Raw genomic sequence first — 21834 nt, 5'->3', positions numbered from 1 at the left:
GAACCGGAGGATGTGCCCGTGCTGAATGCGAAAACGCTGGCGTTGGTGATGGTACTCCTAGCCGTGGGCACATCTGAACCAGCAACGGCCCGACCCGCGCCGTTCACGATCGAACAGGTCATGCAGGCGCCCTATCCAACAAGCCTCGCTGCCGCGCCGCGCGGAGATCAGGCCGCCTGGGTCTATAATATTCGAGGTGTGCGCAACATTTGGGTGGCGGATGCGAAGAAGCCGGGCTCGGCCCACGCCCTCACCGCCTACATCGCCGACGACGGGTTCGATCTTGGCGAACTGACGTGGTCACCGGACGTTTGCAATATCGCGTTCACCCGCGGGCAGACGCTCGAGGATGACGGCCCGGCAAACGTAACGAGCGCAGCGACCGGTCCATCCCCTCGTGAGGTCTGGTCGGTCGCCACGTCGGGTGGAACCGCGCGGCGACTGGGATACGGCCACGACCCGAGCTTTTCGCCCGATGGCGCCCTGCTGATGTTTCTCGACAAGCGCACAATAATGGAAGTGGCGCTGGGCGGTGATGGAAAGGCATCTCCGCTGCTCGTCGACGAGGGGACGATCCGATCTGCAAAATGGTCGCCAGACGGGAAACGCGTTGCCTTCGCAAGTCAGCGGGGCGGGCATGCGCTGATCGGCGTGCTCGAGCACGATTCCGGGCTCGTTACCTGGATGGCGCCGGGATTCGATCTTGATTCCTCTCCGGTCTTTTCCCCTGATGGCCTGAAGGTCGCCTTCATCCGGCAGCAGACTCAAAGCCCACACCCGTTCACTGCGCAGCGTGAGGGACCGCCGTGGTCGATATGGATAGGGGACGTCCGCACCGGTTCCGCACGGCGGGTCTGGGTCGCCGATGCTGGTTCGGGCAGCGTATATCATGCAACTCTCTCATCCCAGAACCTGATGTGGAGCACTGACGGGCTGCTTATTTTCCCTTGGGAAAAAACGGGATGGGTCATGCCGTACGCCGTTCGTACCGACGGCGGTGCCGCCCGCGCGCTGACGTCCGGAGGGTCTGAAACCGCATTCATGACGCTGACACCCAATGGTCGCGACCTTGTCTTCGCCTCCAACCGGAACGATCCGGAAAGACTTCACATCTGGAAGGTGAACACCGCGAGAGGCGTAGCCGCCCCCCTGGCGTATGGGGACGGCATCGAAGCCTATCCCGTCGTTTCGCCGAACGGGACGGTCTTCGTTCTGCGAAGCGGCGCGCGCAGCCAACTCGCTCCCGCTTTCCTAAAGGCAGACCACTGGATGTCCCTCGCGCCGGCAGCCGCCGCTCGTAGCGATTTTCCGACCGATCAATTGGTGGCCCCCCAGGCGGTGGCGTTCGCTGCACCCGACGGAGCAAAAGTGCACGGGCAGATCTTCCTGCCAGAAGACAAGTCTGACAGCAAACGTCCCGCGATCCTTTTCTTTCATGGCGGGCCCTCCCGGCAAATGCTCCTTGGCTTCCACTACATGGGTGCCTACAGCTGGATGTATGGACTGAACGAATACTTCGCAGCCAAGGGCTTCGTGGTGCTGTCAGTCAACTACCGGGGCGGTATCGGCTACGGACTTAAATATCGTGAAGCCATGGAATTCGGTCCCAGGGGGGGCAGCGAGACGAACGACATCGTTGCGGCGCTTGATTACCTGCGCGCACGCGGCGATGTCGATCTTGCGCGAGTGGGTATCTGGGGCGGCAGCTACGGGGGGCTGATGACTGCACTTGGTTTAGCCCGGGCCTCAGACCGGATCGCAGTGGGCGTGGACTACGCAGGTGTGTATGACTGGACTTCCATGCTAGCGACGCTTGGGGCTCCGATCGAAGACCTGACCGAACGGGCGTTGTCCACAGCCTCCTCACCGGTCGCGACGATCGCGAAGTGGCACTCGCCCGTACTGGTGGTCCATGCTGACGATGACCGCAACGTGCCGTTCCAGCAGTCAACCGAACTAGTGCAGGATCTGCGCATGCATGGAATCGAGCACGATGAGCTAGTTTTGCCCGACGAGGTCCACGACCTGACCCGCTACGCTTCGTGGCTGAGGCTATTCCACGCGACGGACAACTACCTGTCGCGCCATCTGCTTAAAACGAAAAACGCATCCGGCTCCTGACAATTAATCTAATAAACTATTCAACTTAAGAATAGGCGATGCCATAAGGCGCGTTGGCAACAACTTGTTCGGAAACTTCGATGGTCGCGGCGATCTCGCTGCCTCGCATGCAGCATCACGCGTCCGAGCGCTCTGCGCAGGACATCGCTCCCAGTAAATGTCGCATAGCCGCGAGATCTGACGAGCATTTCGTAGCCATCCTCAGCTTCGGGTCATCCACTGCTTTCCTTTTTGTCATTCGACATTAGCGCTGGGCTTCGCGCTGCGGCAAGAGAGCAGCGCTGCAAATTCGCAGTACTTCCGAATGGGAGCAACGTTACACGACCCGCAAAACTTGAACCGACGGCATCTGCCCAGCGTCAGCGCTGGCGGCGTCGATGACACTATCACTGACCGTAAGCGTCGAAGCCGAGGTCGCCGTGATCGATGCACAATATAGCGGTTTGTCCGCCGCGCGGCATCTGCGGGAAGGGGCGCACGCGCGGTGGGGCTGGCGACGGTTCAAATCGGTTTGCGCGGATTGAGTCGAAACGTCGAGGTTGTAAACGCCAACATGTGTCTGATGCCCGACACGTTGCCGGGCGAACTCCGCGACGTACTCAGCTTGCACCAGATCGAACCGTCGGGCGGCGTTCCATCGCTGCTCTGAACACGCATGAGGTCAGTGGCATAACGCAGTTTCTCCGTGGCTTCGCCCTCTGTACCGATCATCGGCGCGTATTGGCAATCCGACACCCGTCGGATCACCTTGAGGCAGGTTTGAAAATCCTTCTCAAACATGCTTCAATTCACGGCTCGACCGGCCGACGATATATTTGTTAAGCCAATCTCGGTCAGTCCGGTGATTGACGGAACGCGCGACGATGAACCGATTTCAGACCGAAGGATCCATTTACGTGCCTCCAATACCGTGTCAAAAGTTTGGAACACTCGCTCATCGCCGATGAGCCGCCGCAATTGCATTCGCATGAGCGATTGGCCTGCTACAACGGCGATTTGCCGTGCGGCAACGGTGCTCTTGTCGCTCATTGCGCGAAATCCCCCAACGATATCCTGAGATTGTATTTTCGCGTTTTTAATGTCCCACAATGCCAAATGCTGACCCGGAAGACAGCCTATCTGGTTGATCGCCTTCGCAACGTCGCGCCGCAATTCCACAAAAACGTCCCAAGTCAAAAAACCGGTCAAGGTCACGGCCATGAGGCGTTGGCGGGGGTTGATGTCGATGGTATATGCAGCGTTCATAAGGCCATGCGTTACCGAGCATTTGTTGAGATTTTAATAAGAGTTGCGGTAACGTTGCAGGGCCGCAAGCCAAAGGGACGGTCTGTACTAAGTATCACAGCGCGGAGAAGCCAGTTTGACCTCGCCCAATGTCTGTCGACGGCGCTTGATAGCCTTGCTCCGAATCAACAGGCAGTTCGCGGATCGAAGCGGCCGAGCGAGATGCAGTAAGTTATTAGGCAGTCCGACTACAGAAAAATATCAACGATGCTAACTGACATGTTTTGGTGGCTTATATTGGCTTGACCGGTTTACGCAACGGTAAGAAGGGCGTTGTACATTCGACCCTTTAAGCGCGGAGGAGAAAGGGCGATGGAGATTGTGGCGCCTGGATACGTCATTCGAGTTGATGTTGCGCGTAGGCTAGTGACCCTTAAATTGCTAGGTTTTTGGACGGTCGAGACCTTCGACGAATACACCAGTGCGCTAAAGACCCTGGCTGCAAAGGGGAAGACTGCCGGTCGTTCTCCAGAAGAGTACAGCGTTCTGGTAGATTTGCGGGAACACGGTCTGCAGTCCAAGGAGGTGGCGGCCCGCATCGAACAGGGGTTGGCGGAAGGCGCGAACCTTCAACATCCGCACGCGGTCCTGGTTTCGCCATCAGCTCTTCACAAAGCACAGGCCCAAAGGATTGGCGCTCCCATAGCGCCGGGATTCTTTACAGACGAGGAAGCAGCGATGAAGTGGCTTATGGCGGGCGCCGTGGTCGCTTGACACGTCGCCGTCAATGGAACCAAACGTCCTAAAGGTAAGAAAGCACGATGTGAGGAGGCGGCGTTTGCCTGCGATCTTGGATTTGACGGATGGATTCATAAGACTAAGCGTCAGCAATCGGCGGATCTCGTGGTAAACGGTTTTGTCAAACGAAATCAAGGCAACTACTAGAAACCTAGGCTGGGTTTGACAAAAGTGGTTATGTATAACATAAAGAGTTTGCCTTGCAGGCAACCTCTCCAAACTTGACCGGCCTAAACAGCTGGTCTTTTTTGGGAAGGCGAGGCTATCTGCGTTATCAGAGAGTAATTTGCCTAAAACCTCTGTACCAGCGAATATAGACCTGGCAGCGTAGCCGTTAACTAGCGGGGGTTGATTTTCCTCCGGTCCACTAGCCTTTTTGCCCGTCAAAGCACTCTAGTCCAATCTCTTTAACGAAGGGATGGGTACGGCCTGATGCAACGAAGCCGATTAATCTCCCGGAGCGGTTTTGTGTATACTTACCGTCCTTCTCACCTCAACGACTTGCGAGAAGGTGTTTAAAGATCATCGTGATGCCAGCGCCACGATCTTCAGTTTGCCTGCCAAGCCTCCAGGCACACACGAATGTCGAAAGAACCGCATCACGTCTCCGGCGCGCTCCGGCTTTCGAGGCCATGAAATGCGAAGGCGCTGATCGAAGCTTGCAGTCGATCGACCGTGAGTCCTTTCACTTGCGGCGTCCATTTGGCCAGCCAGATGATCATGCCCAGCATAAGCTGCACGACGAGTGCTGCCTCGCATTTGACGATCGATCCGTCCGCCATTCCCTCTTCAATAAACGTTTGGAGGCGCGCTCTCATCTCGTCGGCCCACATCGCGACGCGGTCACGCTGAAAGTCTTCAAGATAAGAATAGTCGCCAAAATACAGCTGGGGACCTTTTTCGACTGAATCCTGCAGCAGGCCTTGTAGCAGACGATGGATCTTCTCAATGCCTGTACCGCCGTCCGCATCGCAGGACTCGAGCAGGTGCTCGAACCGCTGTAGGGATCGTACATGGCATTCGTATGCCAAGGCCTGCTTATTTGAAAAGTAATAATATAGCGTTGCGTCGCGCAGATCGAGGCTGGCCGCGATCTCTGCCATCGTGGCCAATGCAAAACTTTTTGCATTGATGATCTCGATCGCGGCTCGGATGATCGCATCCTTTTTCTTTATAGATTTCCTTCCACGTGCCTGTGGCTTGGTGGCAGGCGGCGGCTCACTTTGTGGTGCGGCTGACGTCAACTCTCGGTCCTTCTCTCAGTCCAACACCCTTAGTCAGCGCGGCCGCACAGACAATGGCAACCACTAGCTTTAAATTCTAGCTTGCCCTCGATTTCCTTGCCTGTCATAGAAAGAGGACCGTAACGTCGAAAACGACGTGCTTTTTTGGGAGAGTGGACATGATCCATCCAAGGCTTTTTAGCGTTTCCGTTCTAGCGCTCGTCGTTGCCACGCCGGCGTTGGCGCAAGTTGCAGTGCCGGCGGACTCGCAGTCTCTGAATGCGCGCGACAGTGCGGCGGCAACGAAGGTCAGCCCAGCGCGTGCCGCCACGGACGCCGCACAATCGAGCGACGACATCGTCGTTACTGCGTCGAAGCGCGAACAGACACTGCAGGACGTGCCGATCTCGGTCGCCGTAACGAGCCAGCAAACCATCGATCGTGCGCAAATCCGCGATCTTGTCGACCTCCAGTCGGTTGTTCCCTCGCTGAAAGTCGCGCAGTTCAATACGGTTGGTCAGACTAACTTCATCATTCGCGGCTTCGGCAACGGCAACGGTAACGTCGGGATCGAGGGGTCAGTCGGCGTGTTCATCGACGGCGTCTACCGATCGCGTAGCGCAGCTTCGCTGAATGATCTCCCCGAGGTGGAGCGGATTGAGGTGCTTCGCGGGCCGCAGTCGACATTGTTCGGGAAAAACGTGTCGGTCGGCGCTATCAACATCATTACAAAGCGTCCGCAGTTCGACTTCGGCGGACGGGTAGATCTTACGGTCGGCAATTACGGCCAACTTATTGCTAAGGCGACTGCGACCGGCCCTCTGAGCGATACCGTGGCTCTCCGGCTCTCCGGGTCCGTAGACCAGCGCGACGGATATGATCGCAATGTTGTGACCGGGCATAGCATCAACGACCGTAACCGAGCATCGGCCCGTGTGGACGTTTTATGGAATCCGGTTGATCGGCTGTCTGTTCGGCTGATCGCGGACTACAATGAAATCAACGAGCGCTGCTGCGGCGCTGTCCAGCTTTTTAACGGTCCCGCGACGCAGTTCATCGCAGCGCCACCGCCGTTTGGCCTAGGTGCAAAGGTTAGCGATCCGGCAACGAAATATAACCGCAATATCGCGTTTGACCGGGATCCGACAAACCACATCGTCGGCAAAGGCATATCGGGCGAGATTGATTACGATCTAGACTTCGCCAAGGTGACGTCGATCACTGCATACCGCGACCAGCGCAACAACAGCACGGAAGACGTCGACTTCACAGGTGCCGACCTCTCCTACCGCTCAGACCAGACGCGGACCAAGACGTTCACTCAAGAAGTCCGGCTGACCTCAAGTGGGAAGGGTCCGTTTAGCTGGCTGATCGGCGGCTTTTACGATCACGAAAACTTGGACACGAGCAGCCAAATCAGCTTCGGATCGCAGATCCGCCCTTTCGCAGATGCGCTGAGCGGACAGGTTCCGGCGGCGTTGATCGGTGCACTTCCGGCCGCCCTTCGCCCCGCTTTGACGGGACGTTCAAACATTTACGCTCTGGAGTTTTTGCAGAGCCTCGTCACACCTTCGATTAAACCTGGCGCCACCTATTTTGGGGCCGGGCAAGGCGTCATTGCGCCTTACACGATCAAGCAGGACTCTTTTTCCTTCTTCGGTCAGGCCGATTACAAACTGTTTGACAGGCTAACTCTTACGGGCGGCGTCGCGTACCTGAGCGACCGCAAAGCGTCGACGGCAAACGTGGTGCTGACTGACCAGTTTTCGGCGCTGAACCTTCAAGCAGTTCCGCAGTTCACGGCCATAGGTCTCCCGGGCAATTTATACGGCCCGCTCGGGGCCCTGCAATTCTTCTACGGCAACGCACCCACTCACGGTCCGGTTAACTATCCTAACGCCAACGAGTCAGGCGTATTGAAGGGGGATAAGGTCACCTATCTCGGGCGCGCGACTTACGACCTCGGGAGGGTCAATCTCTACGCAAGTTACTCGACGGGATGGAAGGCGGGTGCCTTCAATCTGTCGACAGATGCGCGGTTCCCGGACGCGAACGGCGTCGGACGTACAGCTGCTCCTGAAAACGTGCGGCTCTACGAAGTCGGGGCCAAGACGGTATTCCGCGGCGGATATCTGAACCTTGCGGTGTTTAAGCAGACTATCAAGGGGTTCCAGTCGAACGCCTTTACGGGTACCGGCTATAGTCTCGTTAATGCCGGACAGGAGTCGGTGAAGGGCGTCGAGGTGGAAGCGGCCTATCGCCCGATTTCCTGGCTCTCGCTCACTGGGGCTGGGACGTACCTCGACCCGAAATACGACTCTTTCTTGCGGGCGCCGTGCGTTAGTTTCGACACGGTCCAATGCCCGCTTAACGCAGCGAACGGACAAATCCCGCCGTTTCGCGATTTGTCCGGACAACGGCCGGCTGGCATTCCCAAATGGAGCACGTCGGTATCGGCTACGGTCAACCACGACTTCGGCACACTTAGTGCCTTCCTACGCGGGGAATACGATTATTCCAGCCGAACTCAGCTGATCGACGTCGTGCCTGCTCAATATGGCAGCACGGAAACTAGCAACGTCAACGCGAGCCTTGGCTTCGCGCTACCACCGCAAAAGATCGAGCTGCTGTTCTTTGTGCGCAACCTGACCAAGCACAACACGCTCGTCGGAGCTTTTCCGACCGTTGCGCAGAGCGGAAGCTACACCGGGTTCACGAATGATCCACGGACGTACGGCGCGACCCTGACGAAGCGCTTCTAAGAATAACGAGAACGACGAGGAACATCATGACGGATCTGCCCGCCACGACCGCTGCGCTCGATATTGATAAGACGCGCGCACGTTACCAGACCGAACGCGATAAGCGCTCGGTAAGCGACACAAGGCAACGCCAATACCGGGATGTCGAGCAGGGCTTCGCGCATATGCTCGACGACCCGTACGGTTCTGCCCCACCGCGTGAGCCGCTGACCGACGAGGTTGACGTGCTGGTGGTCGGTTCGGGATTTGGCGGCATGATGGTTGCGGCGCGGTTGCGCGAAGCGGGCGTAGCGAAGGTCCGTATCGTAGACGTTGCAAGCGATGTCGGCGGGACCTGGTACTGGAACCGCTATCCGGGTGCCGCGTGCGACGTGGAATCGTACATCTACTTTCCGCTGCTGGAAGAGACCGGTTACATGCCGGTCGAACGATATTCCAAGGCGGCTGAAATCCGTGCGCACACGAAACGCATCGCCGAACGCTACGACCTCTACCGCGACGCGCTCTTCTCGACGCAGGTGAAGACGCTCGACTGGGACGGTGGTACTGCCAGGTGGACCGTTCAAACGGATCGCGGCGACGTCATGTCGGCGCGGTTCGTTGTCCTGACCACTGGGCCACTCAATCGGCCGAAGTTGCCGGAAATCCCCGGCATCGACGAGTTTGCAGGTCACAGCTTTCATACAAGCCGTTGGGACTACGCCTACACCGGCGGTAGCGCGACCGAGCCGCTTGTTGGCCTCGGTGACAAGCGTGTCGGGCTGATTGGCACCGGCGCCACCTCGGTGCAGTGCGTCCCCCCACTCGCGGCTTCCGCAGAGCATTTGACCGTCTTCCAACGTACGCCCTCGTCGGTCGACGCACGCGACAATAGTCTAACCGATCCCGCATGGGCGGCGAGCCTGCAGCCAGGATGGCAACAGCGGCGTATGGAGAACTTCACCGCGCAGTTCACCGCCGCACTGCCGCCGCATGACGACGTTGCCGACGGATGGACGGTGCTGGCGCGCGCGGTACGTGAGAAGCTGGCTGACAATCCGCACGGCCTCGACCCCGGCACTCTTTTGGAGCAAGCCGATTTCGAGAAGATGGCGCAGATCCGCGAGCGCATTGGTAGAATCGTCGAAGATCCTGCCACGGCCGACGCATTGAAGCCTTGGTTCAGCCTTTACTGCAAGCGGCCCTGCTTCTCTGACCTTTATCTGCAGGCGTTCAACCGCCCGAACGTGTCTCTCGTTGAGACGGCGGGGTACGGGATCGACCGCATCACGCCTGGCGGAGTGATCGTCGGCGACGTGGAATATCCACTCGACTGCCTAATTTTCGCCACGGGGTTCGAGACGTCGACAAGTTACGAGAAGCGGTCGAGCATGACGATCAGCGGCGTTAGCGGCCAGTCGCTCAATGAAAAATGGGCCGACGGCATGTCGACGCTTCACGGGATGCATACCCGCGGCTTTCCGAATTTGTTTGTGATCGGGCCGGCGCAGGCGGGCATGTCGCCCAATTTCCCGCACATGCTGAGCGAACAGTCGCTGCACATCGCGCACATCGTCGCCGACTGTGCTGCAAAGGGCATTGGGGCGATCGAGCCGACCGAGGAAGCCGAGGGCAACTGGGTGGAGACAATCGTTCGGATGGCCGAGGGGCGTCGCAAATTCATCGAAGCGTGCACACCGGGATATTACAACAACGAGGGCAGGGCTACTGGCGCTGCAGCGCGCGGCTCGCCATTCGCAGCGGGTCCAATCGAGTTCGTCAAGTTGCTCCGCTCTTGGCGCGAGGTGGGCGACTTCGCCGGCATGGAGCTCGATGGCGAGCATGCCCGTCGGACCAGGGAAACAGCATTATGACCAGTTCGAACGGCCGCAAGTCCATCTTCATTACCGGGGCGGCGTCTGGGATGGGTAGAGCTACAGCTTTATTATTCGCAGAAAAAGGTTGGTTCGTCGGTGCGTACGACGTCAATCAGGCGGGGCTAGAGACGCTGCAAGAAGAGGTTGGCGATGCCAACGGGTTGTTCGAGATCCTCGACGTTACGGACGCCTTGGCATGGAAGTCGGCGATGGACCTGTTCGCGATCGCGACCGGCGGCACCCTCGATTTGCTTTTCAACAATGCCGGTATTGGCGCCAGTGGCCTCCTTGACGAGCAGCCGTGGGACGACGTGATGCGCATCGTCAACATCAACTTTATCGGCGTGATGCTTGGCGTTCGCGCGGGCGTTCCCTTGCTGAAGAACACGCCGGGTTCGTTCTGTCTTATCACCTCGTCGTCGTCGGCGATCTTCGGCACGGCCGGCATCCCCGTCTACTCGGCGACCAAGCACGCTGTCAGAGGCCTCACGGAGGCGCTGTCGATCGAATTGAAGCGCTACGGCGTTCGTGCCGCCGACCTGCTACCTGGCTTGATCGATACGCCTTTGCTGTCCGACGGGATGCGCCAGATGGCCCCGAGCGAGGGAATGTGGCGATTAGTCGAGCCGCGCGAAGTCGCCGAAACCGTATGGGAGGCCTACGGCGCTGACCGCGTCCACTGGTACATCCCTGAGGAACTGCGCGAGTTCCATTTGCAAGTCGTCGCTGAACCGGAAAAGGTTCGGGAGGAGCGGACAGCGCTACTCGCCGCGATGACCGCAGCCGGCTGATCGATCAGGAGCAAGGACCAACCATGTCGATACTTGAGACCCCCGCTACGAGCGTGCCGACAGGAACTGACGAGGCCGGAGCGATCGCAGCCCTTCAAGCTGCCTTTGCTTCGCAGCGCGCGGCATTCGCGAAGGACCGCCGTCCGTCGATCGAAGCGCGCCGGGAGCGCCTCGGCGCGCTGATCGGTATGATGCTTGCCAATCGTGAGCGCATCTCTGCGGCTATCGCGCAGGATTTCGGCGCCCATCCGGTTCCGGCCTCCGACCTCATAGAGGTGCTGGGCGTCGTCGGCCGTGCGCAGCACGTCCTCGAGCATCTCGAAGAGTGGATGGCGGCCAGCGCGCGTCACACCGATCCGGCGATGCTCGGGACGGCCACGGCCTACATCGAATACCAGCCCAAGGGCGTCATTGGGAACATCGTTCCCTGGAACTTCCCGTTCGATCTATCAGTAGGACCGATGGTCGACATGCTGGCTGCCGGCAACCGGGTGATCGTCAAGCCATCAGAGTTCACACCGGCCTGCGCAGACCTGCTTGCGGAAATGGTGGCCGCAACGTTCGATCCGGACCTGGTCACAGTCGCTGTCGGCGGCCTCGAACTCGCGCGCGCCTTCTCCTCGATGCCGTGGGACCATTTGCTCTACACTGGCAGTCCAGCGGTTGGTCGACAGGTGATGCAAGCAGCGGCCGCCAACCTCACGCCCGTCACGCTCGAACTGGGTGGCAAGTGCCCCGCCATCATGACGCCAGGTTCCGTCACCGAAATTAATGTTGAATCGGTCATCGGCACGAAGATCATTAAGAGCGGGCAGATGTGCGTATCCGTCGATTACGCGCTTGTGCCGAGAGCGGACCTCGATACCTTCGTCGCGCACGCCGCGAGTTTCATGGCAAGGGCTGCGCCGAATTATTCGCGCGGTGAGGAATGCACTGGCATGATTTCGCCGCGGCACCTGCAACGAATCGAGGACATGTTGGAGGAGGCACGCGCGTCCCAGTGCCGCATCGTGACGCTAGAGGAAGACGGCCAGATCGACTTAAAGACGCGGCGCATGCCGATGTCGCTGGCGATCGATCCAGCGCAGGACCTTCGGATCATGCAGGAGGAGATATTCGGTCCGATCCTGCCGGTCGTACCTTATGACGATCTCGACCTCGCGCTGGATACAATCAACGCCGGCGAGCGCCCACTTGGGCTGTACGTATTCGGCGACGACCCCGCGCTTACAAACCATGTGCTCGCATCGACGCATTCGGGTGGCGCCGCAGTCAACACCTGCGCAATTCAAAGCGCGCTCCCATCGATGGGGTTTGGCGGCTCCGGGATGAGCGGCATGGGGCGTCATCACGGCATTGAAGGGTTTCGCGAGTTCTCCAACCCGCGCGGCGTGGTCGTACGCGGCGAGGGGGATCTGATCGATGTCTTCTACGCACCGTATGCGAAGGCGGCTGGATTGGTACAGGCCGTCCTCACCGTTTCGTGAGGTGAGCGCATGCACGCTGATCATTTCGATATTACGATCGATGCAAGTCGAAGTCTGTTGCACGTGACGATGCGCGGCCACTGGATGACCGAACCGGTCGAGCGCTACGAACAGGCGGTTGGTGTCGCGGTGGCGGGGATGTTGTCCGCGGGCTGCCGTCGCGGCAACCTTCTTGCACTTGTGGACGCCCGTAAGCTGAACACACAGTCGCAGAATGTCATCGCCGAATTTAAGGCCCGCATGCACCGCGAGGGGCTGCTTCCGCGCCGCCTTGCAACGGTGCTGTCAAGCACGCTTTCTAAACGACAGGTGGAACGCATCGCTATTCTTAATCAGCGCCTCTTCGTCGACGAGTCCGACGCTTTGAGCTGGCTCCTGAGCGAAGAGGTTGAAACATGACGCCTACCATTGAGCCTCCCGTACGCGGGCTGGGAAGAGCTGCGTGGTTCTGGGCAGTGTTCCAGGGCGGCCGGGACCCCTACATCATTCTCGTCACCATCTACGTCTTCGTGCCGTACATCGTGACGAGCGTGGTCGCCGATCCGGTGCATGGTCAGGCGCTGGTAGCAGGCGGCGCCAAATATGCCGGCTGGATCGTCGCGCTGACGGCACCCCTCCTTGGCGCGGTGGTCGACAGGATGGGGCCGCGTAAGCCTTGGCTTGGCGCTACGGTTGCTTTGATGGTCCCGCTGATGGCGGCGCTGTGGTGGGCCCTGCCCGGGGGTGCCGGACTCGGCGTCAGCACGACTATCGCGGTGCTCGCTGCACTATCTGTGTTGTTCGCTTATACCGAGACGCTTCACAACGCGCTGCTATTGCCGGCAGCGGGAATGAGGAAGGCAGGCGCTGCTTCCGGTCTGGCATTGGCATTTGGCAACTTCGTTTCTGTTGCCATGCTCGCGTTCGTTTTATGGGGGTTTGCGCTACCGGGTAAGGTGACTTGGGGCTTCGTGCCGACAGCGCCATTGTTCGGACTGGATGTGGGCAGCCACCAGCAGGACCGGATCGTGCCCGTGTTGGCAGCAATTGCCCTGGCCTTGGGTACGCTTCCGCTGCTCTTCTTCGTGCCAGACGTTGAGAAAACCGGCATTCGCATCGGTGCCGCCACCCGGCTCGCGATTGCCGACCTAAAGGCGCTTGTGCTCGAAGCGCGAGGGCACCGCGACGCACTTATTTATCTTGGTGCCAGGATGCTTTTCACCGATGGGCTAACCGGAATTCTGATATTTACCGGTGTCTATGCAGCCGGCATCATGGGCTGGCAGACGCTCGAGCTGCTCGCCTACGGCATGATCCTTTGCGTGTTCGCGGTCGGCGGAGGCCTGATTGCCGGTTGGCTCGATCAGCACATAGGTCCCAAGCGCGCCTTAACACTGGAGATTTGCGGCGTGGTAGCATCGCAGCTACTGTCGCTTGGCAACACGAAGGCGTTTCTGTTTTATCAGCCGTTCGATATCGCGACGCATGCACCGATCTGGAGTGGCCCGATGTTTCGTACCGCGCCCGAACTTGGTTTGCTCGCGTGCGGCATGCTCGGCGCGGTCACGGTGACCGCTGCCTACGCTTCGAGCCGCACAATGCTTACGCGTGTCGTGCCCGCTCATAAGGTCGGTATCTTTTTCGGACTGTTTGTCATCGCAGGGACTGCGACGATGTGGCTCGGCCCGCTGCTGGTTCAGATCGCTACCGCAGCAACAGGGTCGCAGCGTGCCGGACTGCTGCCGATCTCAGGTCTGCTGGTTGCCGGGTTGATCGTTTTGCAGTTGGTGCGTGGTGGCTACCGTGTTCATGAGCCGCAGGGCATCGAGGGTAGGGCAGCATGATCGATCCCGTCCTATCCCGTCCGTGGGAGAACCTGTATCCCGCGCATCTGCGGGGTTACCAGCTGGACGTCACGACGAGTGTCGATCATCCTGCTGATCTGCTCACCCGTGCGGCAGAGCGCTTCGGCGCACTTCCCGCCTTCACGGTCGCACACCCCGATGGCACGACTGAAAGCCTGACCTTTGTTGAAGCCGTCCGACTGTCCGACGCCTTTGCTGGATTTTTGGAGACATCACTTAACCTGTCGGCCGGTGACGTGCTCGCGATCAAGCTTTCCAATGGCCTGGCGTTTCCAATCGTCATTTTCGGAGCTTGGAAGGCCGGATTAATCGTCACTCCGGTCAACCCGTTTTATACCGCTGTCGAGACGATCCACCAGCTTCGTGACAGCGGCGCCAAGGTAATCGTGACCGAGAACGCCATGGCCGATCAACTGGGGGGCGATCTGCTCGGAATGGCAGTCGTTACAGTTGATGCCGCTACAATGCTGGACCGAAATGCTGCGTCTTCCGGGCGTGATGACGCGGCCAATGCCTCGGACGGCGCGCAAAACCGATGGACATTGAACGCGGCTCTAGCGTCTACCGAAATTCCATCTGGGCGGCGAAGCACAGTTGCGCTCTACCAATACACCGGAGGCACGACCGGCCGTAGCAAGGGTGCCGTGATTACCGCTGCAAACCTGCTAGCGACTGCCGCAATCGTGCGCGACTTCTTTCAAGAATTCGGCTCGCCGATTGAGCGAGGCACCGCCTTGACCGCACTCCCGCTCTACCACATCTTCGCCTTCCTGTTCGGCATGCTGGTCTATGTTGAGGCTGGCACGCAAAACGTGATCGTGCCGCTCGCGCGTCCGGTGTCTAAGCTTCGACGGGCTTTCGAGAAGTTCAGTATTGATTGGATGGCAGGCGTGGACACGCTCTACGCCGGTCTACTGGCGGAACCGTGGTTTCAAGAAACGCCTCCGCGCTTGCGCTTCGTGATCGCTGGTGGCGCTGCGCTCCGCCCATCCGTAGCGGCTGAATGGGAAGAGCTAGTCGGGCCTGTACTCGAGGGCTATGGCCTTACCGAGACGACCGGAATCGTCAGCTGCAATCCACCCACGGGTGCGCGCCGCAGCGGATCGGTTGGCCTACCCGTTCCCGGAACGGACATCCGGATCGTCGACAGAGAAGGCCGCGATGTGCCGATCGGCGAGTCCGGGGAATTGCTCGTCCGCGGGCCGCAGGTCGCGGCAGCCTACCTTGGTGGCGAGGCAGAGATGTCGAAGAGCTTCGATGGCGGATGGTTGCGTACTGGCGACGTCGCGGCGTTCGAGGCGTCCGGTATGCTCGTAATCCGCGACCGCACCAAAGACATGGTGCTAGTGTCAGGATTCAACGTCTATCCAAACGAGGTCGAGGCGGTGTTGACCAGCCACCCCGGCGTAGCGGAGGCAGCGGTGATCGGCGTGCCAGATGACCGTACCGGAGAATCCGTGAAAGCCTTTGTCGTCCTGCGCAACCCTCCTCCTTCTGTCGGGGAGCTCGATCGGCATTGTCGGGCCTCGCTTGCAGCCTACAAAATACCTCGGGAATTTGTGACGCGCGCTGAACTTCCGAAATCGGCGGTGGGCAAGATTCTGCGCGCGGCGCTCCGCGGATGACATTGGAAATCGGCAAACTAAGCCGCTTCAACGCCTTGGGCGAGGGGCATCACCGCGCCATTGCTGACGCCCAATTCGGGCGAGATGCGGTTCAGGTCGCGATGCACTTAAAGCGATGATTAGCGGCGCTGTCGATCTAGATGAAATCGCGCTGTTGCGCTGGCTGGAAGCGAACGCCGAAGGGTTCGCCGGACCGATCGCCGTCGCGAAATTTTCCGGCGGTCAATCCAATCCGACATACCGAATCGATGCGGCCAGTGGCGCGTATGTCGTGCGCCGTAAGCCGTTTGGGACGCTTCTACCGTCCGCCCACGCCGTAGATCGCGAATATCGGCTCATCTCGGCGCTGCATCCCACCGGCTTTCCTGTGCCCCGTCCGTTCGCACTATGCGAGGACACCGCGGTAATCGGATCGATCTTTTACGTCATGGAGATGGTGGCAGGCCGCACCTTCTGGAATGCGGCACTCCCGGAGGCCGCACCGGTGGAGCGGCGACCGATCTATGAAGCGATGCTCAATACGTTGGCAAAGCTGCACGCGATTGATCCGGCCGCGATCGGTCTCGGTGATTTCGGGCGGCCAGGCAATTATTTCGCACGGCAGATCGATCGCTGGACTAAACAATATCGTGCGGCGCAAACCGACGATATCCCGGCGATCGAACGGCTGATTGAGTGGTTACCCCGTACCGTACCTGCGCAGGGACGGACATCGATTATCCATGGCGACTACCGTATCGACAATCTAATCTATGCGCCCGACGGACCGCAGGTCGCTGCGGTCCTCGACTGGGAGCTAGCGACGATCGGCGATCCACTTGCAGACTTCGCTTATTTCGCGATGAACTGGGCAATGCCAGCGGATGGCGGACCAGGACTTTCGGGACTCGATCTCGCATCGCTCGATCTGCCGACTATGGAGGAGACAGTTGAACTCTACTGCGCGGACACCGGTCGGACCGGGGTACCTGATCTGCACTGGTATTTCGCCTACAATCAGTTCCGATTGGTAGGCATCATCCAAGGCATTAAGAAGCGACTTATCGAAGGAAATGCCTCAAGTGCGAAGGCAGAAGCGACCGCCATGCGATTGATCCCGATTGCAGAGAGCGCGTGGAGGCACGCCCGCCTTGCTGGGGCGCGATAGCGTGGGAAATAAAGCTGTCCCGTCTTCATGCGTCGAGCAAGCGTTCGCTTAGAACCCAGAGCCGCTCAGCGGACGCGGGGTCTATCGAGTGTGACGCGACCTCGGCCGGGATGTGGTCGGCAGTAAGCTCCCGCAGCTCGTCGTCGAGGGCTGAGATGTCGTTGTCCTTGAGGTAAACGCCGCCGATTCCAGCTAATAGCGGGCTGGTCGCGGCAAAAACGACGGTACTGGCGCCTTGGCCTGGCGTTTTCTTACCGACCACAGGATCGATGATCGGCTGGCCGTTCTCGTCGATCAGACCCATGCGCTTAAGCGCCTGGTGACCGGCCGAGTTGTTCAGCTTGGTGCCGACGACGACACCGGGATGCACAGCATACCCACGGATGCCGTCCGCCGCCCAACGGCGGTCGAGCTCGACCGAGAACAGCACGTTCGCGGTCTTCGACTGCGCATAGGCTACACGCGAATCATAATCGGACGTGAAGTTAAGATCGTCCCAACGAATGCGACCGAACCGCTGCGCACCCGACGACACGTTGACGACCCTTGCTCCGTGCGCGGCGCGTAGCGCCGGCAGGAGCGCCCGTGTCAGCTGAAAATGCCCAAGATGGTTGGTCGCGAACTGCGTTTCGTAGCCGCGCGCGTCGCGCTCCGGCCCACCCGAGGCCCCCGCGCCGTTGATGAGGATATGAAGCGGCCGGTCAGTTTCCAACCACCGAGCTGCGAAAGCATTGATCGAGTTGGGGTCGACAAGGTCCAACTGGCCGACGGCCGCGGACACCCCTGTCAGCGCCGCAGCGGCGCGGTCTGGGTCGCGCGCGCCAACCGTTACAGACGCGCCAGCTCGGCTCAACGCACGGGTGACTTCAAGCCCGATGCCGGCGTGCCCCCCGGTAACGATGGCGTTGCGACCGGTTAGATCCATGCCTGCTAGGACATCGTCGGCCGTCGATGCGGGCGGAAAAGGGGTCTCGAGCGGATGTTGTCTATCGGTCATGGTATTTGTTCCTGACGGGTACGGTGGAGCCGAGATCAGCGCGTTTGTGAGGCCGCGATGGCATCTGCGCCGGCGGGGAGCCGAAGTGGGCAGGTTGGGTCGGTCGCCGCGCGCCACACTGCTTCGGCGACGTCGGACAAGTGGGTGACCGGACCGGCCGACTGGAAAGCGGCAAATACCCGCTGCCCTATGTCAGCGTAGGCGTCGGGGAAGCCGCTAGTCATACGCGCCCGTGCGTTGTCGCCAAAACTCGTTTCCGGCCCCCGCCCCGGCAGCACTAGCCGGGCGCGAATCCCGAATTGCTCAAGCTCCAGCGCGAGCACCTCGGTGAAAGCATTCACCGCCGCCTTGCTAGCCGTGTAAACGGACAACAGCGGCAACGGCCCCAGCGTCACGCTCGACGAGACGTTGATGATCACCCCCGCCCGGCGCTCGCGCATCTGCGGTAGCACGCCTTGAGTCATAGCGATCAGTCCCAGCGTGTTGGTCTCGAACAGCTCGCGCGCGGCCGTCATCGGCGTTCCTTCGAGGGCATTGAGCCATCCGATCCCGGCGTTGTTGACGAGCACATCGATCTCCCCTGCCTCCGTTACAGCTGCCTCGATGCTGGCCGGGTTTGTGACGTCGAGCGCGAGCACGCGCAGGCTGGCCGACGGCGGCAGCAGGTCAGCGCGGGGGTGGCGCATTGTGGCGACGACCGTCCAGTTCCGGTCGAGGAAATAGCGGGCGGTCTCGAGGCCGAAGCCGGACGAGCAGCCGGTGATAAGGACGTTTGGCATTACCGTATCTCGCATTGTTGGGACTGATTCTTAGATGGTATCCAAATCCCGGACTTCCTATGTCCGATCGTCCGGTTCTAATTGGTACAAGTCCGAATGATCGACCCTCTAGCCGAAGTCGTCACACTGCTGCAGCCCGATGCTACGACGTCCAAGGCGGTCAGCGGGGCTGGCGCCTGGCGGCTGCGACGGACTGACGTGGGCCAGCCGTTTTACTGCGTGGTCGTGGAGGGCGGGTGTCGTCTGGAAATGGTCGGGCACGAACCGGCCGTGCTCACGCAAGGGGACTTTGTGCTGATTCCGGCAGCACACGACTTCACGTTTTCCAGTGTCGCCCCGCCCGCGCCGGGATACTATACCGAGCCGGTGACGCTCGGTAGTGGCGAAGTCAGGCTGGGTGCGCCGGGAGAGCCACGCGAAGTGCACTTCCTAGTAGGGCACTGCGTTTTTAGATCGCCGGATGCGGCCTTGCTGGTCTCGTTGCTTCCGCGGCTCGTCCATGTCCGTGGCGAGGCGCGGCTCGCCAACCTGGTTGGCATGGTGGGCGATGAGTGCCGAGAAACGCGCCCCGCGCGCGAGCTGGTACTGGCGCGGCTTCTTGAAGTTCTCTTTATCGAGGCGCTCCGCTCGACGACCAGCACGGCGGCGTCGCCGGGCCTGCTGCGCGGACTCGCCGACCCCCGCGTTGCGAGCGCCATCCGTCGCATGCACGAGCGGCCTGGTCATGCATGGACCGTGGCCGAACTCGCATATGAAGCAAGTCTCTCGCGGTCGACCTTCTTCGACCGTTTCCGCCGAACGGTTGGCACAGCGCCAATGGAGTATCTGCTGACCTGGCGGATGGCGCTGGCACAGAATTTGCTGCGCCAGCGCCAAAGCCGTATTGCAGAAGTAGCCAAGCTCGTAGGTTATGGCTCGGCAAGCACGTTCAGCGTCGCCTTCGCACGCCATGTTGGGGTGCCACCGGGCCAGTTTGCCGAGACACAAACGCGAACATGAGTGGGTGCCCCCAAACGCAATCTGCGATGCAGATGCCGCTAAAGGCATGGCCGCCGAACGTGTTGCAGGCGCGGTAGGTTAAGGTCCATCTCGTAGGGTCCTCACCGTCGAACATTACGGCCGATAGCCATTGATCCGGGCGGGGTCATCGCCGTTACCGAGCAAGCCGATCGGGCGAGGACCGGCTGTTTATCCGGCCACTGAAGGCAGAGCATAATTCATTTGCTTAAGACCGGTAATCAACCCCCGCCCTACAGGCGTCCAGCTTGACCTGACCCCCGTCTTTCATCCAGCGGCAGCCAGAGACCGACCGTTGTTTTGAGGGTCCCCCGGTTTCTCATCCAGGTTGAGGGTGAGTTTCCGGCGTTTGGATGCGCCGGTGACAAAGCAGGCCATCGGAACGCCGGCGCGGTGCTGAGCGGGCGGAGTAAAATCCGGCCGTTGGTAAGATTGCTTCTTTTGGGAGCGGCCGGGGATGTTTGCCGTGGAGAGCTATGCCGCCGTTCGGCGTTTCGTGTTCGTGGAGGGTCACAGCCGTCGCGAGGCGGCGCGGGTGTTCGGGCTGAACCGAGAGACGGTGGCCAAGATGTGCCGGTTCTCGCTGCCACCGGGATATACGCGCAAGGAGCCGGCGGCGAAGCCGAAGCTGGGGCCGCTGCTGCCGGTGATCGATGCGATCCTGGCAGCGGACCACGCAGCGCCTGTGAAGCAGCGGCATACGGCCAAGCGGATCTTCGAACGGCTGCGCGACGAGCATGGCTTTGCCGGCGGATATACCGTGGTGAAGGATCATGTCCGGTTTTGCCGGGCGCGCGGGCGCGAGACGTTCGTTCCGCTGGCACACCCGCCGGGTCATGCGCAGGTGGATTTTGGCGAGGCGGTCGGCGTGATCGGCGGGGTGCGCCAGAAGATCCACTTCCTGTGCATGGACCTGCCGCAGTCGGATGCCTGCTTTGTTAAGGCCTATCCACGCGAGACCACCGAGGCGTTCCTCGACGGGCATGTGTCGGCGTTCGCGTTCTTCGGCGGCGTGCCGCTATCGATCCTGTACGACAACACGACGATCGCGGTGGCGAAGATCTTGGGCGACGGGAAGCGCGAACGCACGCGCGCCTTCACCGAACTGTGCAGCCATTACCTGTTCCGCGATCGCTTCGCCCGGCCGGCCAAGGGCAACGACAAGGGCAAGGTCGAAGGGCTGGTCAAGTTCTCACGCGCCAACTTCATGGTGCCGGTCCCGCACGCCGCCAGCTTCGACGATCTGAACGCCGTGCTGGAAGAGCGCTGCCGCGCTCGGCAGCGCGATCATGCCGGCCGCCATGCCGAGACGATCGGCGAGCGGCTGGTGGCCGATCACGCAGCGCTGCGACCGCTGCCGGCGGTGCCGTTGGAGCCCTGCGAGAAGCGCGCGGCACGGGTCTCGTCGATGGCGCTCGTGCGCTATCGGACTAACGACTACTCGGTGCCGACCGCTTACGGCTTCCAGGACGTGGTGGTGAAGGGCTTCGTGGACAAGGTCGTGATCCTGTGCGGCGGCAAGGAGATCGCTCGCCACCAGCGGTGCTATGGCGAGGGCGTGTTCGTCGCCGACCCGCTCCACTATCTGGCGCTGATCGAGACCAAGCCGGGTGCGATCGATCAGGCCGCAGCGTTGCAAGACTGCGCGTTGCCGGACGTGTTCCAGCACCTGCGACACCTGCTCGAAGCGCGGATGGGCAACCGGGGCAAGCGCGAGTTTATCCAGGTGCTGCGCCTGCTGGAGGCGCTGCCGCTCGACATCGTCACGGGCGCGGTGACCCATGCGATCCAGATCGGTGCGGTCGGGTTCGATGCGATCAAGCTGATCGCGCTGGCGCGCATCGAGCGGCGACCCGCCCGGCTCAATCTGGCGGCGTATCCGCACCTGCCGCGAACGGCGGTGAAGACGACCTCGGCCGCCGATTATGCGGTGCTGGCGGCATGAGCGGCGCACCCGATACGATGCCGGTCGGCACGATGGCCAGCACGCCGCAGGTGCTACTGGCCCATCACCTCAAGCAGCTGAAGCTGCCCACCGTGCTGCGCGAGTATGATAAGGTCGCCCGCGAGTGCGCGCGCGACGGCACGGACCATCCGCGCTACCTGCTGCGGCTCATCGAGCTCGAGCTGATCGATCGCGAACGGCGCACGATCGAGCGGCGT

The 21834-nt window shown here is 60.5% G+C and carries 17 protein-coding genes and 1 pseudogene; 13 read left to right on the top strand and 5 right to left on the bottom strand.

Features of this window, described 5'->3' with window-relative positions; genetic code table 11:
- Positions 1 to 2121, top strand: a 2121-nt coding sequence (locus RH91_RS19675) for a S9 family peptidase (protein WP_010165043.1), incomplete at its 5' end; no start/stop codon positions are given.
- Between the two features lie 501 nt (positions 2122 to 2622).
- Here RH91_RS19675 and RH91_RS22645 read toward each other — a convergent pair.
- Positions 2623 to 2901 (bottom strand): hypothetical protein, encoded by a 279-nt coding sequence (locus tag RH91_RS22645; protein WP_010165042.1) that lies wholly within the window; start codon positions 2899 to 2901, stop codon positions 2623 to 2625.
- Between the two features lie 3 nt (positions 2902 to 2904).
- Entirely contained in the window at positions 2905 to 3366 is a 462-nt protein-coding gene (locus RH91_RS19670) for a hypothetical protein (RefSeq protein ID WP_010165041.1), read from the bottom strand.
- A gap of 351 nt (positions 3367 to 3717) precedes the next feature.
- Between RH91_RS19670 and RH91_RS19665 the strand changes: the two genes are divergently transcribed.
- Positions 3718 to 4119, top strand: a complete 402-nt coding sequence (locus RH91_RS19665; RefSeq protein ID WP_029624102.1) for a hypothetical protein — start codon at positions 3718 to 3720, stop codon at positions 4117 to 4119.
- Between the two features lie 623 nt (positions 4120 to 4742).
- Here the strand turns inward: RH91_RS19665 and RH91_RS19660 are convergent.
- The gene (locus tag RH91_RS19660; protein ID WP_051116746.1) at positions 4743 to 5387 is read right to left on the bottom strand and encodes a TetR family transcriptional regulator; all 645 of its coding nucleotides are present in this window, start codon (positions 5385 to 5387) and stop codon (positions 4743 to 4745) included.
- Between the two features lie 158 nt (positions 5388 to 5545).
- Between RH91_RS19660 and RH91_RS19655 the strand changes: the two genes are divergently transcribed.
- The 8 genes from RH91_RS19655 to RH91_RS19620 all read left to right on the top strand — a co-directional run bounded on the left by RH91_RS19655 (position 5546) and on the right by RH91_RS19620 (position 16878).
- Entirely contained in the window at positions 5546 to 8128 is a 2583-nt protein-coding gene (locus RH91_RS19655) for a TonB-dependent receptor (RefSeq protein WP_029624101.1), read from the top strand.
- A 26-nt stretch (positions 8129 to 8154) separates the two neighbouring features.
- Positions 8155 to 9981, top strand: coding sequence for a flavin-containing monooxygenase (locus RH91_RS19650; protein ID WP_010165035.1), 1827 nt, complete (start codon positions 8155 to 8157; stop codon positions 9979 to 9981).
- The gene (locus RH91_RS19645) at positions 9978 to 10775 is read left to right on the top strand and encodes an SDR family oxidoreductase (protein ID WP_010165033.1); all 798 of its coding nucleotides are present in this window, start codon (positions 9978 to 9980) and stop codon (positions 10773 to 10775) included. The genes RH91_RS19650 and RH91_RS19645 overlap by 4 nt, the downstream gene beginning before the upstream one ends.
- A 23-nt stretch (positions 10776 to 10798) precedes the next feature.
- On the top strand, positions 10799 to 12262 hold the full coding sequence (locus RH91_RS19640) for an aldehyde dehydrogenase family protein (RefSeq protein ID WP_010165032.1): 1464 nt from the start codon (positions 10799 to 10801) through the stop codon (positions 12260 to 12262).
- A 9-nt stretch (positions 12263 to 12271) separates the two neighbouring features.
- On the top strand, positions 12272 to 12661 hold the full coding sequence (locus RH91_RS19635) for a hypothetical protein (protein ID WP_029624100.1): 390 nt from the start codon (positions 12272 to 12274) through the stop codon (positions 12659 to 12661).
- A complete protein-coding gene (locus tag RH91_RS19630) occupies positions 12658 to 14085 on the top strand; it encodes an MFS transporter (RefSeq protein ID WP_010165030.1) in 1428 nt (475 codons plus the stop codon). The genes RH91_RS19635 and RH91_RS19630 overlap by 4 nt, the downstream gene beginning before the upstream one ends.
- Positions 14082 to 15731 carry an AMP-binding protein gene (locus RH91_RS19625; RefSeq protein ID WP_010165029.1) on the top strand — a complete coding sequence of 550 codons (1650 nt, stop codon included), beginning with the start codon at positions 14082 to 14084 and terminating at the stop codon, positions 15729 to 15731. Before RH91_RS19630 ends, RH91_RS19625 begins: the two co-directional genes overlap by 4 nt.
- Before the next feature lie 115 nt (positions 15732 to 15846).
- Positions 15847 to 16878 carry a phosphotransferase family protein gene (locus RH91_RS19620; protein ID WP_010165028.1) on the top strand — a complete coding sequence of 344 codons (1032 nt, stop codon included), beginning with the start codon at positions 15847 to 15849 and terminating at the stop codon, positions 16876 to 16878.
- Positions 16879 to 16903: 25 nt separating this feature from the next.
- On the opposite strand, the gene RH91_RS19615 is transcribed toward RH91_RS19620, so the two are convergent.
- Together RH91_RS19615 and RH91_RS19610 are read right to left on the bottom strand one after the other, a co-directional pair.
- Positions 16904 to 17875, bottom strand: a complete 972-nt coding sequence (locus RH91_RS19615; RefSeq protein WP_029624099.1) for an SDR family NAD(P)-dependent oxidoreductase — start codon at positions 17873 to 17875, stop codon at positions 16904 to 16906.
- Between the two features lie 35 nt (positions 17876 to 17910).
- On the bottom strand, positions 17911 to 18654 hold the full coding sequence (locus RH91_RS19610; RefSeq protein WP_010165025.1) for an SDR family oxidoreductase: 744 nt from the start codon (positions 18652 to 18654) through the stop codon (positions 17911 to 17913).
- Between the two features lie 96 nt (positions 18655 to 18750).
- Here RH91_RS19610 and RH91_RS19605 point away from each other — a divergent pair, with 96 nt between their 5' ends.
- The 3 genes and pseudogenes from RH91_RS19605 to RH91_RS19595 all read left to right on the top strand — a co-directional run.
- On the top strand, positions 18751 to 19653 hold the full coding sequence (locus RH91_RS19605; RefSeq protein WP_010165024.1) for an AraC family transcriptional regulator: 903 nt from the start codon (positions 18751 to 18753) through the stop codon (positions 19651 to 19653).
- 475 nt (positions 19654 to 20128) lie between these two features.
- Complete coding sequence (gene istA, locus RH91_RS19600; protein ID WP_010165023.1) at positions 20129 to 21616, top strand: IS21 family transposase; 1488 nt, start codon at positions 20129 to 20131, stop codon at positions 21614 to 21616.
- A 17-nt stretch (positions 21617 to 21633) separates the two neighbouring features.
- Positions 21634 to 21834 (top strand): annotated as a pseudogene (locus RH91_RS19595) (ATP-binding protein); the annotation flags it as partial.

This window comes from Sphingomonas sp. PAMC 26617, assembly GCF_000242835.1.
Taxonomy (GTDB): domain Bacteria; phylum Pseudomonadota; class Alphaproteobacteria; order Sphingomonadales; family Sphingomonadaceae; genus Sphingomonas.
The sequence above is the reverse complement of the archived record's forward strand: the minus strand, read 5'-3'. Positions and strand labels throughout refer to the sequence as shown.